The sequence below is a fragment of the Ruegeria sp. G12 genome, from assembly GCF_056533565.1.
The window spans coordinates 22,075-37,609 of sequence record NZ_JBQFOO010000014.1 but is presented as its reverse complement, the minus strand read 5'-3'; the positions used below and the strand labels follow the sequence as shown (position 1 = coordinate 37,609).

Annotated in this window: 12 protein-coding genes; 5 read left to right on the top strand and 7 right to left on the bottom strand. The window is 62.1% G+C overall.

Annotated features, from left to right (window positions below; all coding sequences use genetic code 11):
* Nucleotides 1-356 precede the first annotated feature (356 nt).
* Both katG and ACR0JN_RS21910 read right to left on the bottom strand, forming a co-directional pair.
* Nucleotides 357-2,558, bottom strand: a complete 2,202-nt coding sequence (gene katG / locus ACR0JN_RS21915; RefSeq protein WP_480888612.1) for a catalase/peroxidase HPI — start codon at nt 2,556-2,558, stop codon at nt 357-359.
* A 259-nt stretch (nt 2,559-2,817) separates the two neighbouring features.
* A complete protein-coding gene (locus ACR0JN_RS21910; protein WP_480888611.1) occupies nt 2,818-3,663 on the bottom strand; it encodes an SDR family oxidoreductase in 846 nt (281 codons plus the stop codon).
* Nucleotides 3,664-3,752: 89 nt separating this feature from the next.
* Between ACR0JN_RS21910 and ACR0JN_RS21905 the strand changes: the two genes are divergently transcribed.
* Nucleotides 3,753-4,385: a class I SAM-dependent DNA methyltransferase gene (locus ACR0JN_RS21905; RefSeq protein ID WP_480818173.1), complete on the top strand. Its 633-nt coding sequence runs from the start codon at nt 3,753-3,755 to the stop codon at nt 4,383-4,385.
* Here ACR0JN_RS21905 and ACR0JN_RS21900 read toward each other — a convergent pair.
* From ACR0JN_RS21900 to ACR0JN_RS21890, 3 genes are read right to left on the bottom strand one after another with little or no spacing between them, the layout of a single operon-like run.
* Nucleotides 4,382-5,161, bottom strand: a complete 780-nt coding sequence (locus ACR0JN_RS21900) for a carnitinyl-CoA dehydratase (protein ID WP_480888610.1) — start codon at nt 5,159-5,161, stop codon at nt 4,382-4,384. The genes ACR0JN_RS21905 and ACR0JN_RS21900 overlap by 4 nt on opposite strands.
* Entirely contained in the window at nt 5,158-7,161 is a 2,004-nt protein-coding gene (locus tag ACR0JN_RS21895; protein ID WP_480888609.1) for an acetate--CoA ligase family protein, read from the bottom strand. Before ACR0JN_RS21895 ends, ACR0JN_RS21900 begins: the two co-directional genes overlap by 4 nt.
* Nucleotides 7,158-8,318 carry an acyl-CoA dehydrogenase family protein gene (locus tag ACR0JN_RS21890; protein ID WP_480888608.1) on the bottom strand — a complete coding sequence of 387 codons (1,161 nt, stop codon included), beginning with the start codon at nt 8,316-8,318 and terminating at the stop codon, nt 7,158-7,160. The genes ACR0JN_RS21895 and ACR0JN_RS21890 overlap by 4 nt, the downstream gene beginning before the upstream one ends.
* Before the next feature lie 77 nt (nt 8,319-8,395).
* Here ACR0JN_RS21890 and ACR0JN_RS21885 point away from each other — a divergent pair, with 77 nt between their 5' ends.
* On the top strand, nt 8,396-9,337 hold the full coding sequence (locus ACR0JN_RS21885) for a GlxA family transcriptional regulator (RefSeq protein WP_480888607.1): 942 nt from the start codon (nt 8,396-8,398) through the stop codon (nt 9,335-9,337).
* Here the strand turns inward: ACR0JN_RS21885 and ACR0JN_RS21880 are convergent.
* Both ACR0JN_RS21880 and ACR0JN_RS21875 read right to left on the bottom strand, forming a co-directional pair.
* Nucleotides 9,334-10,323, bottom strand: a complete 990-nt coding sequence (locus tag ACR0JN_RS21880) for a sterol desaturase family protein (protein WP_480888606.1) — start codon at nt 10,321-10,323, stop codon at nt 9,334-9,336. The genes ACR0JN_RS21885 and ACR0JN_RS21880 overlap by 4 nt on opposite strands.
* Nucleotides 10,324-10,346: 23 nt before the next feature.
* On the bottom strand, nt 10,347-11,102 hold the full coding sequence (locus tag ACR0JN_RS21875; RefSeq protein WP_480888605.1) for a class II aldolase and adducin N-terminal domain-containing protein: 756 nt from the start codon (nt 11,100-11,102) through the stop codon (nt 10,347-10,349).
* Nucleotides 11,103-11,213: 111 nt separating this feature from the next.
* Here ACR0JN_RS21875 and ACR0JN_RS21870 point away from each other — a divergent pair, with 111 nt between their 5' ends.
* The 3 genes from ACR0JN_RS21870 to ACR0JN_RS21860 all read left to right on the top strand — a co-directional run bounded on the left by ACR0JN_RS21870 (nt 11,214) and on the right by ACR0JN_RS21860 (nt 15,520).
* On the top strand, nt 11,214-12,083 hold the full coding sequence (locus ACR0JN_RS21870; RefSeq protein WP_480888604.1) for a LysR family transcriptional regulator: 870 nt from the start codon (nt 11,214-11,216) through the stop codon (nt 12,081-12,083).
* A gap of 174 nt (nt 12,084-12,257) precedes the next feature.
* Nucleotides 12,258-14,060, top strand: coding sequence for an adenine deaminase (ade, locus tag ACR0JN_RS21865; RefSeq protein ID WP_480888603.1), 1,803 nt, complete (start codon nt 12,258-12,260; stop codon nt 14,058-14,060).
* Complete coding sequence (locus ACR0JN_RS21860) at nt 14,057-15,520, top strand: AMP nucleosidase (protein ID WP_480888602.1); 1,464 nt, start codon at nt 14,057-14,059, stop codon at nt 15,518-15,520. Before ade ends, ACR0JN_RS21860 begins: the two co-directional genes overlap by 4 nt.
* Nucleotides 15,521-15,535 lie beyond the last annotated feature (15 nt).

Below are 15,535 nucleotides of genomic sequence, written 5' to 3'. Positions count from 1 at the left end.
CCAAAACATTCCCTCAGATGCCACCGTCTCTCCGATGTGTCACCGCCGCTTCCGCCGCGTCCCAAGCGCCTCAGCAGCGCCGGTGAAGGGGTATTTACGGATTGGGTCCGGGACCTGCAACCCCCATTTTGAAAAAACTTCACATTTCTCAGCGGAAACGCACTCATGTTAACAAAAACAATAGGTTGGATTAATATTTCTGGCCGCAGATCCGCTGAAACTCAACTTCGAACGCGCAATTGAGCGGTGTTTCGGTGGATTCGCGCCCGGTCGCAGGACTCCACCCCAGACTCACCCAAAAGAAAACGCCGCCCGAGTCTCCTCAGACGGCGTCGTTTCGTGAGTGGTATGCGTGACTACTTAAGATCGAACCGATCCGCGTTCATCACCTTGTTCCAGGCCGAGACAAAGTCGCAGATGAACTTGCCGCCCGCATCTGCCTGCCCATAGACCTCGGCCAGCGCCCGTAGCTGCGAGTTCGAGCCGAAGACCAGATCGACGCGGGAGCCGGTCCACTTGACCTCACCGCTGGCGCGGTCGCGGCCTTCGTAGACGCCTTTGCCCGCGGGTTTCCATTCGGTGCCCATGTCCAGCAGGTTGGTGAAGAAGTCCGTGCTGAGCGTTCCGACGCGGTCCGTGAGCACGCCGTGCTTACTGTCGCCGAAATTCGCGCCCAGAACCCGCAGGCCCCCGACCAGCGCCGTCATCTCGGGCGCGGACAAGCCCAGCAGTTGCGCGCGATCTACCAGCAGTTCCTCGGGCGAGACGGTATAGTCCGTCTTCTGGTAGTTGCGGAAACCATCGGCGATGGGCTCCATCACCGCAAAGCTGTCCACATCCGTCTGGTCCTGCGACGCATCGGTGCGGCCCGGCGCAAACGCGACCTCGACCTCGTGACCTGCGGCTTTTGCCGCCTGCTCAACGCCTAAGGTTCCGGCCAGAACGATCACATCGGCGAGCGACACTTTCTTGCCGCCGGACTGCGCGTCGTTGAACGCCTTTTGCACGCCTTCCAGTGCATCCAGCGCCTTGGAGAGTTTCATCGGCTCGTTGACGTCCCAGTCCTTTTGCGGCGCAAGACGGATGCGCGCGCCATTGGCACCGCCACGCTTGTCCGACCCGCGATAGGTCGAGGCCGAGGCCCAGGCGGTTGAGACCAGTTCCGAGACCGACAGGCCTGTGGCTGCGATCTTACCTTTCAGGTCGGCCACATCCGCGTCGTCGATCAGATCGTGATCCACGGGCGGGACGTTGTCCTGCCAGATCAGCTCCTCGGTCGGGGCTTCTTCTCCGATGTAGGCCGCGCGCGGACCCATATCGCGGTGGGTCAGCTTGAACCAGGCGCGGGCGAAGGCATCGGCGAACTGGTCCGGGTTCTCGTGGAAGCGCTTCGAGATCGGGCCATAGATCGGGTCCATGCGCATCGCCATGTCGGCGGTGGTCATCATGGTTTTGACCTTCTTGGACGGATCATGCGCCGCAGGGGCCATGTCTTCTTCCTTGACGTTCACCGGCTCCCAGATCCATGCGCCCGAGGGGCTTTTGGTCAGGTTCCAATCATATCCGAACAGCAGGTCGAAATAGCCGTTGTCCCATTTGATCGGGTTCGCGGTCCATGCGCCCTCGATGCCCGAGGTCGTGGTGTCATCCCCCTTGCCCGAGCCGAACTTGTTGATCCAGCCAAAGCCCATATCCTCGATCGGGGCGGCTTCGGGTTCGGGACCGACCAGATCGGGATCGCCCGCGCCGTGCGCCTTGCCGAAAGTGTGGCCGCCCGCGACCAGAGCAACGGTTTCCTCATCATTCATCGCCATCCGGCCAAAGGTGTCGCGGATATCGCGGCCCGAGGCCAGAACGTTCGGTTCCCCATCGGGTCCTTCGGGGTTCACATAGATCAGGCCCATCTGCACGGCGGCCAGCGGGTTTTCCAGATCACGCTCACCGGAATAGCGGCTGTGCGGGTTGTCGGTGGGGGCCAGCCATTCGGTCTCGGTCCCCCAATAGATGTCTTCCTCGGGAGCCCAGATATCTTCGCGGCCACCGGCGAAGCCAAAGGTTTTCCCGCCCATGGATTCAATGGCGCAGTTGCCAGCCAGGATCATCAGGTCAGCCCAGGAAATCTGGTTGCCGTATTTCTGCTTGATCGGCCACAGCAGGCGGCGCGCCTTATCGAGGTTGCCGTTATCCGGCCAACTGTTGAGCGGCGCAAACCGCTGGTTCCCGGTCGAGGCACCCCCGCGCCCATCCGCCGTCCGATAGGTGCCGGCGCTGTGCCAGGCCATTCGGATGAACAGACCGCCATAGTGACCGTAATCCGCCGGCCACCAGTCCTGCGAATCCGTCATCAGCGCATACAGGTCCTCTTTCAGCGCCTTCATATCCAGCGCTTTGAACGCCTCGGCATAGTTGAAATCGGCCCCCAGCGGGTTCGAGGCCGGAGAGTTTTGATGCAGAATCGACAGGTTCAGTTGGTTCGGCCACCAATCCCGGTTCGACCGCGTGCCTGCACCATGCATGACAGGGCATCCGCCCATGTTGGGGTTATCACTTCCGTCCATATCGATCTCCAATCCTGGCTCAGGTCTTGCCGTTTTTGCGTGGTCAAATCTGTAACGAACAAGATCACAACAAGATGTCGGTGCAACCCTTGCCCAGATTAAAATCCCGAAAACTGGGATCGTCTGGCACCGGGCCTCACCGATTCTGCCGTCTTTCGTCCCGCAAGACATAGCAAATCAAAATCATGCAAATAAGTTTTGTTTTTGGATCGCAATCATAGTTTTTGATTATGATCGCAGGCAGCCCCGCGCCACCGCATCAACGTGCAGCCATCAGGGCCTCCAGCCCCACGCGGTAATTGGGATAGAGCAGTTTCACCCCAAGTTCGTCCTTTATCCGATCATTCCGTACTCGCTTGTTTTCATTGTAGAAACTGCGCGCCATCGGGGTCAGATCGGCGTCTTCGAAAGGTACGGCGGGGGGCAAAGGCAGGCCCTGCAGCTCAGCAGCATAACCGATCACATCCTGCGGCGGCACCGGTTCGTCGTCACAGACATTGTAGACAGCGCCCGGATTGGGCGCGGCCATCGACGCGGCCAGCACCTGCGCGATGTCGTCCACATGAATGCGCGAAAAGACCTGCCCCGGCTTGATGATCCGCCGCAGCCCGCCACGTTTCAGCTTGGAAAACGGTCCCCGACCGGGACCATAGATGCCCGCCAGCCGGAAGATATGCACCGGCAGGCCTGGGATCGCCGACCATTGCTGCTCGGCCAGCATCCGCCAGCGGCCCCGTTTGGCGGTTGGTGCGGGTGGGGTGCTCTCATCCACCCAACCGCCCTGATGATCGCCGTAAACTGCAGTGGTCGACAAATAGCCGACCCACTGGAACTGCCCGGCGCGCTCCGCGATTTCACGGCCCAGCGCGGCCAGAACCGGATCGCCATGCTCGCCCGGCGCGGTCGAGATCAGAAGATGGCTCACCCCGTCCAGATCAACGGTCTCTCCGGGCCAGACCACCGGATCGGCCCCCGAGGCGCGGATGGCGGCGGTGCCATCGGCGTCGCGCGTGGTGCCGATGATGTGCCAGCCTTTGAGTTTCAGAACCCGCGACAGGGCCTGCGCGGAATAGCCGTGGCCAAAAGAAAACAGCGTCTGTGTCATGCCCCTCTTGATGATCTGCGCAGGTCGGGGATGCAAGCGCCGGATGGACGCACTTGATTCGAATCCCCCAATGCGCCTTTCTTTTGGGCATGAGCCAGAAAACACCCGACCTGCACGCCGCCTATGCGCTGACCTCACCGGAAGAGAACAAACGTCTCTATGCCGAATGGGCCGGGGATTACGACGAAGGCTTCGCCGCGATCGAGGATTATCAATTGCATATCCACACCGCCCGCGCTTTTGTCAGCGCAGGCGGACAAGGTCCGGTTCTGGACGTGGGCGCGGGCACCGGGCTCTGTGGTGCCGTGCTGGCGGGTCTGGGGGTCGGACCGATTGACGCGACCGACATCAGCGCCGAGATGCTGGATCAGGCCATGCGCAAGGATATTTACCGCGACGCGATTGAGGCTGATCTGAACACAGGCATCCCGGTTCCGGATGACAGCTACGCCGGCATCGTCTCATCCGGCACATTCACCCATGGCCATCTGGGTCCTGAAGCCCTGCCCGCCTTACTGCGGGTCGCGCGCCATGGGGCGCAGTTCGCGCTGTCCATCAACGCCCAGCATTACCAGAAACTGGGCTTCGCCGATGTGCTGCACCAGCTTGGCCATGACCAGATTCGCAATCTGAACCTGTCCGAGGTGCGAATCTACGGCGACCTCGCCGCAGGGCCGAACAAAGACGACACCGCTTTGATCGCCCTGTTCGAGAAAGCCTAGCGCCCCTTCCAGACCGGATCGCGCTTTTCCGCGAAGGCCCGCGCGCCCTCCAGATTGTCCTCTGACCCATAAAGCACATCGACGGTCGCCAGTTGCCGTTTGGTGATCCGGTTCATGGTGTCCTGAAACTTGGCATCCTCCGCCTCGCGCACAATCTCCTTGATGGCGGCGTAGACGAGCGGGGGGCCGCTGGCCAGCAGCCGCGCCAGCTCCCATGCCCGGTCCATCAATTGATCGGCGGGGGTGATCTCGTTGATCAGGCCCCAGCGATGGCCTTCTTCCGCATCGAACCAGCGCCCGGTCAGCAGCAGTTCCATCGCGATGTGATAGGGGATGCGCTTGGGCAGTTTGGCGCTAGCGGCATCAGCCACGGTGCCCGACCGAATCTCGGGCAGGGCAAAGGTGGCATGGTCTGCCGCCAGGATCATGTCCGCGCTCAGCGCCAGTTCCAGCCCGCCGCCGCAGGCGATGCCGTTGATCGCGGCGATGACCGGTTTGTTCAGATGTCGCAACTCCTGCAAGCCGCCGAACCCGCCGACGCCATAGTCACCATCCACCGCATCGCCATCCGCTGCCGCCTTCAGGTCCCAGCCGGGGCAAAAGAACTTCTCACCCGCGCCGGTCAGGATCGCCACACGCAGGTCTGGGTCGTCGCGGAAATCCCGGAACACCTCTCCCATGATGCGGCTGGTGGCCAGATCAATCGCGTTGGCCTTGGGCCGGTCCAGGGTGACTTCTAGAATGGCACCGTCGCGGCGGGTTTTGATCGGAGTCATAAGCGTGCCTTTCGGATCAGCGCATCCACTGCAACCGCCCCGTCGGCGGTGCAGATCAGCGGGTTAATCTCAACTTCTTCGACGCATGCCGCGTTGGCAATGACATAGTTCTGTACGGCCTCTGCGGCATCGAGGATGGCCCCGATATCCGCCGGAGGTTTGCCGCGATACCCTGCCAGCAACGGCGCGCAGGCCAGGCGATCCAATGCTTGGCGCAAGGTCCGGCGGGGCGTGGGGATCAGGACCGATACCGTATCGCGCAGAATTTCGGTCAGAACGCCGCCCGCGCCGATGGTCAGAACATAACCATGCGCCGGGTCTCGGGTGACGCCGATCAAAAGCTCGGCAACCGCGCCGGTGGCCATCTCCTCGATCAAAACCTCATCTGTCCCGACCGATTGCACGGCTTCGGCCAGTTCCGAGGCTCGGACCCTAAGGCGCACCGCGCCATGTTCGGATTTATGCGCGAGCCCGACGCCCTTCACCGCGAAGGGGTCTTTCAGGTCCCGGACCCACGCTGTGTCTTCGGCCCGCGCCACAATACTGCGAGGAACGGACAGGCCGAAATCGGCCAACTCCGCCTTGGCTTCTGCTTCGGTCAGAACCTGATCAGCCATCGCATCAGAGGGCAAAAGCACCGGCTCCATCTGCGCCGGTAGCGGTCGGGCCGCAGCTTCGACCGCCGCCAGCGCCTCGTGCAAACCGGCAAAGGGAACCACACCGCCCTCCAGCAGGCGATGCGCGACTGATTCCGGCATCAATTCCGGCAAGGTTGCCGCCACCGCAAAAGGCCGACCGGTTTGCGCAACGCAGTTCAACGCGGCCTGCGTGGCACAGTCCCAATCCGTCGGATCGGTGTGCGGATAGTCCACAATTGCCAGCGTCAGAGCCTTATCCGGCCCGGTCATCCCCGCCCACGCGCGGGTCATCGCCTCGGTGTCGCGCCAGATATAGGTGTGGTAATCCAGCGGATTTGCCAGCGCCACCATCGGGCCAAGGGCCGCGCGCAATTCCGTTTTTTGCCGGTCCGTCAAAGGCGGAAAATGCAGGTCTCGGGATTCTGCCATATCCGCGGACAGGCTGGCCTCACCCCCCGAGCAACTGATCATGCCCAGCCCGTTCCCATCCAAACGTCCAGTGACATGCAGCAGCTTGAGGCACTCCAGAAAGCTGGGAATGTCGTCCAGCCGCGCAATGCCCAACCGATCGAGGAACGCCTGCGCGCCCACGTACCCTCCCGCCAGCGAGGCAGTATGAGAGATCGTCGCTGCCCGCGCCTGCCGCGACCGCCCCATTTTCAGCGCGATGATGGGGATGTTCCGGGCCCGCGCCTTATGGGCCAGCGCCTCCCACTTGCGCAGATCGCCAAAGCCTTCGATGTGAACGCCAATCGCAGTGATGCGGTCATCGTCCAGCAGGGCCGAGGCGAGATCGGCCTGATGCGTCTGCGCCTGATTCCCGCAGGTCAGCATGACGGCCAGCGGCAATGCACGGCGCTGCATAGTCATGTTGATCGCGATATTCGAACTTTGGGTCAGGATCGCCACGCCGCGCTCCACCGCCCGCATTCCATGCTGATCGGGCCAGACCGCCACCCGGTCCAACGCGTTGACAAACCCATAGCAATTGGGCCCGAGGATCGGCATCTCACCCGCCGCCGCCACCAGTTGGGCCTGCAGGTCAGCGGCCTGATCATCCTCGGCCCGCGCTTCGGTGAAGCCTGACGCAAAGCAGACAGCACCGCCAGCGCCCGCCGCCGACAGGGCCGCAACCGCCGAAACAGTTACATGCCGGTTGATCCCGACAAAGGCCACATCCGGCGCTTCGGGCAGGTCTTCTATCGTGGCAAAGGCCGGCGCGCCGCCAACCTGTTCCGCAGTGGGGTGAACTGGCCAGATGTCGCCCTGAAACCCGAACTTGCGGGCCTGAGCGATCACGGCGGCGCACCACGCACCGCCGCCGATCACCGCCAGCGAAGACGGGTTCAGAAGGCGCTTCATGCGCCCAGCGCCCTCAGCAGGTCGCGGCTGATAATGTGGCGCTGGATCTCGCTGGTGCCGTCCCAGATGCGTTCCACCCGCGCATCGCGCCAGAAGCGTTCAAGCGGATAGTCGTCCATCAGGCCCATCCCGCCGTGGATCTGGATCGCCGCATCCGTCACCCGCGCCAGCATTTCCGAGGCGTAAAGCTTGGCCGAGGCAATCTCACGATTCGCAGGCAGACCCTTGTCCAGCCGATCCGCTGCGGCCAGGGTCAGCAGGTCGGCGGCATCAATCTCGGTGATCATGTCGGCGATCTGGAAAGACACGCCCTGAAACTTGCCGATCTTCTGGCCGAACTGTTCCCGCGTGGCGGCATAGTCCAGCGCATGATCAAACGCCCGCCGCGCACGGCCCACGGACATGGCCGCAACCGTGATGCGCGTGGCATAAAGCCAGGTGTTCATCACATCAAACCCGCCATCAACCGCGCCCAGAACCTGCGCATCCGGCAGGCGGCAATCGTCGAAATCCAGCACCATATTCTTGTAGCCCCGGTGGCTGACGGACTTATAGCCATCGCGAATGGTGAAACCGGGGGTCCCCCGGTCGACCAGAAACGCCGTAATCCGCTTTTTAGGGCCTTTTTCTGTCTGGTCCTCGCCCGTGGCAATAAAGACGATGATGAAATCCGCATGCTCCGCGCCCGAGATGAAATGTTTGGTCCCGTTGACAACCCAATCGCCGCCATCGCGCACCGCGGAACACTTCATGCCCCGCACGTCTGACCCCGCGCCCGGTTCGGTCATCGCCAGCGCGTCCATCTTTTCGCCCCGGACGGCGGGCATCAGATACCGCTCGACCTGCTCGCCCCCGCAGGCCATCAGGATGTTCTGCGGTCGCCCAAAGAAATGGGTCAGCGCCATCGAACCCCGGCCCAGTTCCCGCTCGACCAAGGCGAACTCCAGATGGTTCAGGCCTGCACAGCCGGCGCTTTCGGGGAAGTTGCAGGCGTAAAAGCCCAGCTCAATGGTCTTGCGCTTGATCTCATCCGCGACCTCTTGCGGAACCTCTCCGGTGCGTTCGACAATCTCTTCAAAAGGGTAGATCTCGTTCTCGACAAAACTGCGCACGGTCGAGGCGATCATCTCCTGTTCGTCGGACAGGCCATATTGCATTTGAAGTCTCCGCATCTGGGTTTGCGCGTATGGTGCCGAAGGTTGAAATTTTGATCATGCAGAAATAGACAGATTTCATGCAAGATTGGATAAAATCGCCCGCAGCACCGCAGCAAATCGGAGTGCTTCTGTTTGACGGATTCTCGAACCACTGTCTTGCCAACACGGTCGAGCCATTGCGGGCCGCCAACACTCTATCCGGTCGTACCTTGTATGACTGGCGCTTCCTGTCCCTGACAGAAGGACCGGTCACCTCCTCCTCGGGCCTGCAGGTCGCGCCACATGGGGTGCTTCAGACGTCCGGCGGAGACATGCTAATGGTCATGCCGTCTTACGGCTTTCGCGCCTATGGCGGCTGGCAAACGCAGGCCGGGCTGCGGGCTGCGGCGGGGCGGTTCGAAACGCTGGTGGGCCTCGACACCGGCAGCTGGTTGCTAGCGCGCGCTGGCCTGCTGGACGGGCATCGCGCGACCATTCACTGGGAGGAACTGGTCGGTTTCACCGAGCGTTTTCCCGAAGTTGAGGCCGTGCGCGAGCGATATGTCATAGACGGCAACCGCATCACCTGTTCCGGCGCGATGGCGGCCTTTGATCTGGTGCTGCACCTGATTGGGCGGGATCAGGGGCAAGCGCTGGCGCTTGAGGTGGCGCAGATGTTCATGACCCGCGACTCTGCACGGTCGCATTCCGGGGGTGCGGGGGCGACCAGTAGCAGCGTCAACGCGGCGCTGGCGCTGATGCAGGAACATCTGGAAACGCCTTTGCCGGTGTCCGAGATCGCCCGCCGGATCGGACGGTCACAGAAAACCCTGTCGGTGCGGATGCAGGCTGAACTTGGGGCCGGTCCAGCGCAGGTCTACCGGCGGCTGCGGCTGAATCTGGCCCGCAAGCTGGTGTCCGAGACAGACCTGAGCATCCGCGAGATTGCCTTGCGCGCAGGCTATGACGATCCCAGCGCGCTGACGCGGGCGTTCAAGGCAGAGTTCGGGACAACCCCGCGCGCGCTGCGCACAAGCTAGGTATACATCTGTTTCTTGTAGGCCCGCGTGCGGGTTGTCGCCTCAGCCGACCCGTCATGATAGGTGCCGAACCACTTGTCGAACGGGATTTCCGAGGTGCCATAATTGCATTCGAAATACCGGTGGTGAAGCTGGTGAAAGAAATCACCGGCCCGCGCGGCCTCGGTCTCGCCTGCTTTCAGCTTTTCGAACCCGGAATGGGACAGGACCGGGCTGATCTGCTGGAAATAGCTGTGAAACAGAAGGTGCAGAGGATGCGAGGGCACGATCAGGTGGATGAAATATGTGGTGAAGTAGAGGATATTCTCGAACCAGTGGTTCGAAATCCCTGACCACGGGCCGATATTGACGTTGCGGTGATGCACGGCGTGGACGTGTTTATAAAGCTTCGGGTGATGTTCCAGCCGGTGCACCCAGTAGAAATGCAGCCCGGACCACATAGGGATGAACAGCATCCAGATCACGAACCATACCGGCGCACTGGCCCATGTGACGGTCGGAACCCACCCATTGGCCATCGCCCAGTAGATCACCCATTGGTAGACAGTCGCGACAGTCATGGCGCTGCCAAGTGTCCACCATATATTGTCCAGAACCTGATTGCGGAAGGTAAAGTTGCCGTTGTCGCGGGTCAGGTCTCGGCGGTCGAATTTTTTGTACATGCCCTGGCCTTTGCGCATGTACAGCCACCAGTGCAGGCTGCCCGCTACCAATATCTGCGGCACCATGTTCAGCAGCCAGATGCGGGCCATCCAGCCGGGCGCGAAGGTTCTCATCGACTCTAATGAGGGGAAAAACAGCGCATAGGCTATAATGGCCAGCGCCATGCACAGGGTAAGTGAGGTGACTTGCAGCCACGCACCGCTATACCATCGCAACACCGCTGCCGGCCTAGGCGGCCAGTTGAACAGGGGGTTCAAACCCACCGGCCCTTCGGGATGGTAGTGCCAGCGGGCGGCTTCGGGGTCCTGCGTCGCGTCGGTCATGGCTGTCACTCACTAGATTGCAGTCACGTGGCATAGTCCGAGCCTTCGGCGTCGAGGATCGCTTTGATCTCACGCAGATGCGCCTCGGCCTGATCGGGGTAGTCGTCCAGTTCCTGCGCGGTCTTCTCGGCGATCTCATCCGACAATATGCGCAGGGGCTGGCCGGTTTGCAGCGCGTGGATGTAAGTCTCGGCCGCGCGTTCGAAATAATAGAGTCTGTTAAAGGCATCCGCAGGGTCGCTGCCCAGAACCAGCACTCCGTGATTGCCCATGATCATCACCTTTTTCTTCGGGTCAGACAGCATCGAGGCGCAGCGTTCACCCTCGCTCTCAAACGCCAGACCCCCGAATTCCTGGTCGACAACGTAGCGATCGAAGAAGGTCGCCGTGTTCTGATCAATCGGCGGCAATGAACTGTCGGCCAGCGAGGCCAGCACCGTCGCAAAGATCGAATGCACATGCATCACGCAGCGCGCGTGCGGGCAATGGCGGTGGATCGAGCCGTGCAACCCCCAGGCCGTCGGGTCCGGCGCGCCGGGCTGGTCCATCACATCCGGGTTATTGGCGTCCAGCAGCAACAGGTCCGAGGCGCGAATCCGGGCAAAGTGCATCTGGTTAGGGTTCATTAAAAACTGCGTGCCGTCTTCGTTCACCGCCAGACTGAAATGATTGGCCACGGCCTCGTGCATGTTCAGGCGCGCGGTCCAGCGGAAACTGGCGGCCATGTCCACGCGTTGGGGCCAATGGTCCATATTGGGGCGAAGACTGGCGAGACTCATGGGGTGGCTCCTTTGGCAGGTCTGTGGAAAAGCCTGCCCCCGGCCCCGCGATTTGACCAACGAAAAAAACGCATCTATCCCATTAGTGGAACTTATGCCAAGGTTATGCAGATGCAGAAACAGCTTCCGCCGTTGGGATGGCTGCGCACGTTCGAGGCTGCGGCCCGCCACCTGTCTTTCACCGGCGCGGCGCGCGACCTAAACATGACGCAAAGCGCGGTGAGCCAGCAGATCAAGTCGCTGGAAGGCCATCTGGGCCAGCCCCTGTTCCTGCGGCGCCCCAAGGCGCTGGAACTGACCGAGGCGGGAATTACCTATCTGCCGGTCGTGCGTGAGGCGTTTCGGACGCTGGTCCGGGGCACCCAGGCCGTCACCGGCGCGCAGCAGAACGCGGTGCAGGTCCAGTGCAACATCAGTTTTGCAGTGAACTGGCTGGCCCCGCGCCTACCCGCCTTTCGGGCGGCGCATCCGGATGTGCAGTTGAACATCTTCACTGAACTTTGGGAGCCGCGCGAGATGGCCGAAGGGGCCGCGGTCGAGATCCGCTTCTCTCTGCGACCTGCCGATACAGTCCGGACCGAGTTGTTGCGCCGCGAGTTCTACTACCCGGTCTGTGCGCCCGGCTATCCGGTGACGCTGGACAACCTGCAGCAGCAGCCTCTGTTCGATTGCTCGAACCTGCTGTCAAACTGGTCAAGCTGGGCGGAGGATCAGGCTCTGACATGGGAAAAACCGGCCATAACCTATGCAACAACCTATTTGGTCTGCCTGTCCGCCGTGATGGCGGGCGGCGGGCTGTGTCTGGCCCACGATGCCATCGCGGGCCGCCTGATCGAGCACGGCTTGCTGGTTGCCCCGTTCGCCCATCGCGCGCCGATGCCCGAGGCGTATTACCTGCTTCTCTCGCCGCAGGCCGAGGAAACCCCCGGCGCGGTGGCGTTTGCCAATTGGGTACGCCATGAGATTGGGGCGGAAGGGTAACGCTCCCGCCCGGCGTCAATGCCCCTTGCGGGGAATTTCCTTGGGTTGGGCCGGGCAGCGCTGGCGCGCTGCGGGCGTGCCGGACCGGACGGGCCGTGGTCCGTCTGATGTGATGTTTTCATGATACCGAATAACCGGGGTTGCACCTGACCGCGCATTCGGGAAAGTTGAGCCATGGACTACACTCCCTTCCCAACCTGGCCCGATGTCGCCCCCCGTCTGATCGCTGTTGCCGCCGGGCGCGAGGCGGCGGATATGGTCATTCGCGGCGGTATCTGGGTCAACGTGCACAGCCGGGAACTGCTGCCGGATCATTCCGTTGCGATTGCGTCCGGTCGGATCGCCTTTGTCGGGCCAAGTGCGCAGCACTGCATCGGGCCGGACACGCAGGTCATTGAGGCGGAAGGGCGCTATATCCTGCCCGGCCTGTGCGACGGGCATATGCATATCGAATCCGGCATGCTGACCCCCGCCGAATTCGCCCGCGCAGTGATCCCCCATGGCACGACCACCATGTTCACCGACCCGCATGAGATCGCAAATGTGCTGGGACTTGAGGGCGTGCGCATGATGCATGACGAGGCGATGATGCAGCCGGTCAACATCTTCACCCAGATGCCCTCTTGCGCGCCGTCGGCTCCGGGGCTGGAGACAACGGGCTATGAAATCACCCCCGAGGACGTGGCCGAGGCGATGGCATGGCCCGGCATCATCGGGCTGGGAGAGATGATGAATTTCCCCGGTGTGATCCATGGCGATCCGAAGATGCTGGCCGAAATCGCGGCCACGCAGCGGGCGGGTAAAACGGTTGGCGGACACTATGCTTCGCCTGATTTAGGGTCTGATTTTGCAGCCTATGTCGCGGGCGGCCCCGCCGATGATCACGAAGGCACTTGCGAGGCCGACGCCATCGCACGAGTGCGGCAGGGGATGCGCTCGATGATGCGGCTTGGCTCGGCCTGGTATGACGTGGAAAACCAGATCACCGCCGTGACCGAAAAGGGGCTGGACCCGCGCAACTTTATTCTCTGCACCGATGACTGCCATTCGGGCACTCTGGTCAATGACGGCCATATGAACCGGGTGGTGCGCCATGCGATTGCCTGCGGATGCGAGCCGCTGGTTGCGTTGCAGATGGCCACCATCAACACCGCCACGCATTTCGGGCTGGAGCGTGAGATCGGCTCGGTCACGCCGGGGCGGCGGGCGGACATCATCCTCAGCTCTGACCTGACGGAATTGCCCATCGAGATGGTGATTGCGCGGGGACAGATCGTGGCTGAGGCGGGCGCGATCACGGTCGATTGCCCGCATCTGAACTGGCCTGACAAGGCCCGCAACACGGTGCATCTGGGGCACGCGCTGAGCGGCGTAGATTTTGAGATTAAAGCCCCTGCCGGGGCGAACCGGGTGCGCGCCAATGTAATCGGCGTTGTGGAAAATCAGGCCCCGACCAAGGCGTTAAAGGCCGACTTGCCAATTATCGGCGGGCTGGTCGAGGGTGAAGGCGACGTCTGCCAGATCGCGCTGGTCGAACGGCACCGCGCCACGGGCGGGGTGACAAATGCCTTTGTCTCGGGCTTCGGGTATGAGGGGCGGATGGCCATGGCCTCGACCGTGGCGCATGACAGCCACCATATGATCGTTGTGGGCACCGACCGCGAACAGATGGCGCTCGCGGCCAACCGGCTGGCCGAGGTTGGCGGCGGCATCACCATCTTCCGCGAGGGTCAGGAACTGGCGCTGGTGGAATTGCCCATCGCAGGCCTGATGTCGGACAGCCCTGCCGCGCAGGTCGCGGCCAAGGCAGAAGAGATGGTGCAGGCGATGCAGGCCTGCGGCTGCACGCTCAACAACGCTTACATGCAGCATTCCCTGCTGGCGCTGGTTGTGATCCCGGAATTGCGGATCTCGGACCTCGGGTTGGTGGATGTGCGCAGTTTTAAGAAGATCGACCTGCTGGAGCCTTTGGCATGACAATCATAAGAACCCCTGACGCGCCTGCTCCGGAACAGTTCACCGACCCCGCAGCGGCGGTGGCGCTGCTGGAACAGCTTTATGAACAGGCCATCCGGTTTCTGTGCGACAGTTTCGCCAAAGCGATGGACGGCGAGGCACCAACCGAACGATTCAGAGCCTATTACCCGGAAATTCGCATCAAAACCCGGTCCTACGCTCAGGTCGACAGCCGGTTGAGCTTTGGCCATGTCTCAGAACCCGGTGTCCACGCCACCACCGTCACCCGCCCCGATCTGTTCCGGTCCTACCTTGTCCAGCAGATCGCCTTGCTGATCAGAAACCATGACCAGCCGGTGACCATCGGCGCCTCGGACACGCCGATCCCGGTGCATTTCGCGGTGGCCAACAACCCCGATCTGGTGGTGCCGCATCAGGGGGCCGCCGGATTCACCCTGCGCGACGTGTTTGACGTGCCCGATCTGACGACCACCAACGACGACATCGTCAACGGCATTCATGACGCCGAGGATGAGATCGGCCCCCTGGCCCTGTTCACCGCGCAGCGCGTGGATTATTCGCTGGCCCGTCTGGCCCATTACACGGCGACCGACCCCAGCCATTTCCAGAACCACGTACTGTTCACCAACTACCAGTTCTACGTCACCGAGTTCGAAAGCTACGCCCGCGCGCAGCTGGCCGACCCTGACAGCGGCTACACCAGCTTTGTGTCGACCGGAAATGCGGCAATCACCGACGCCGATGGCGTTCTGGACCAGCCGCTGAAACTGCCGCAGATGCCGACCTATCACCTCAAGCGCGAGGATGGCTCGGGCATCACACTGGTCAATATCGGCGTCGGGCCCTCGAATGCCAAAACCGCCACCGATCACATCGCGGTCCTGCGTCCGCACGCCTGGCTGATGGTCGGCCATTGCGCCGGGCTGCGGAACACGCAGGCGCTGGGAGATTTCGTTCTGGCCCATGCCTATCTGCGCGAAGACAAGGTGCTGGACGATGACCTGCCCGTGTGGGTGCCCATCCCGCCGCTGGCCGAGGTTCAGGTGGCGCTGGAACAGGCGGTGGCCGAGGTCACCGAACTGGAAGGCTATGAGTTGAAGCGCATCATGCGCACCGGCACCGTCGCCTCGGTCGACAACCGCAATTGGGAGTTGCGTGATCAGTCCGGCCCGGTGCAACGGCTCAGCCAGTCGCGGGCGATTGCGCTGGATATGGAAAGCGCCACCATTGCTGCCAATGGCTATCGGTTCCGGGTGCCCTATGGCACGTTGCTGTGCGTGTCGGACAAGCCGCTGCACGGGGAATTGAAGCTTCCGGGCATGGCCTCGTCCTTCTATACCACGCAGGTTAGCCGCCATCTGGCGATCGGAATCCGGGCGATGGAGCACCTGCGCGGCATGCCGTTAGAGCGTCTGCACAGCCGGAAATTGCGTTCTTTTGACGAAACAGCCTTCCTCTGACGCAAAAAAGCAACG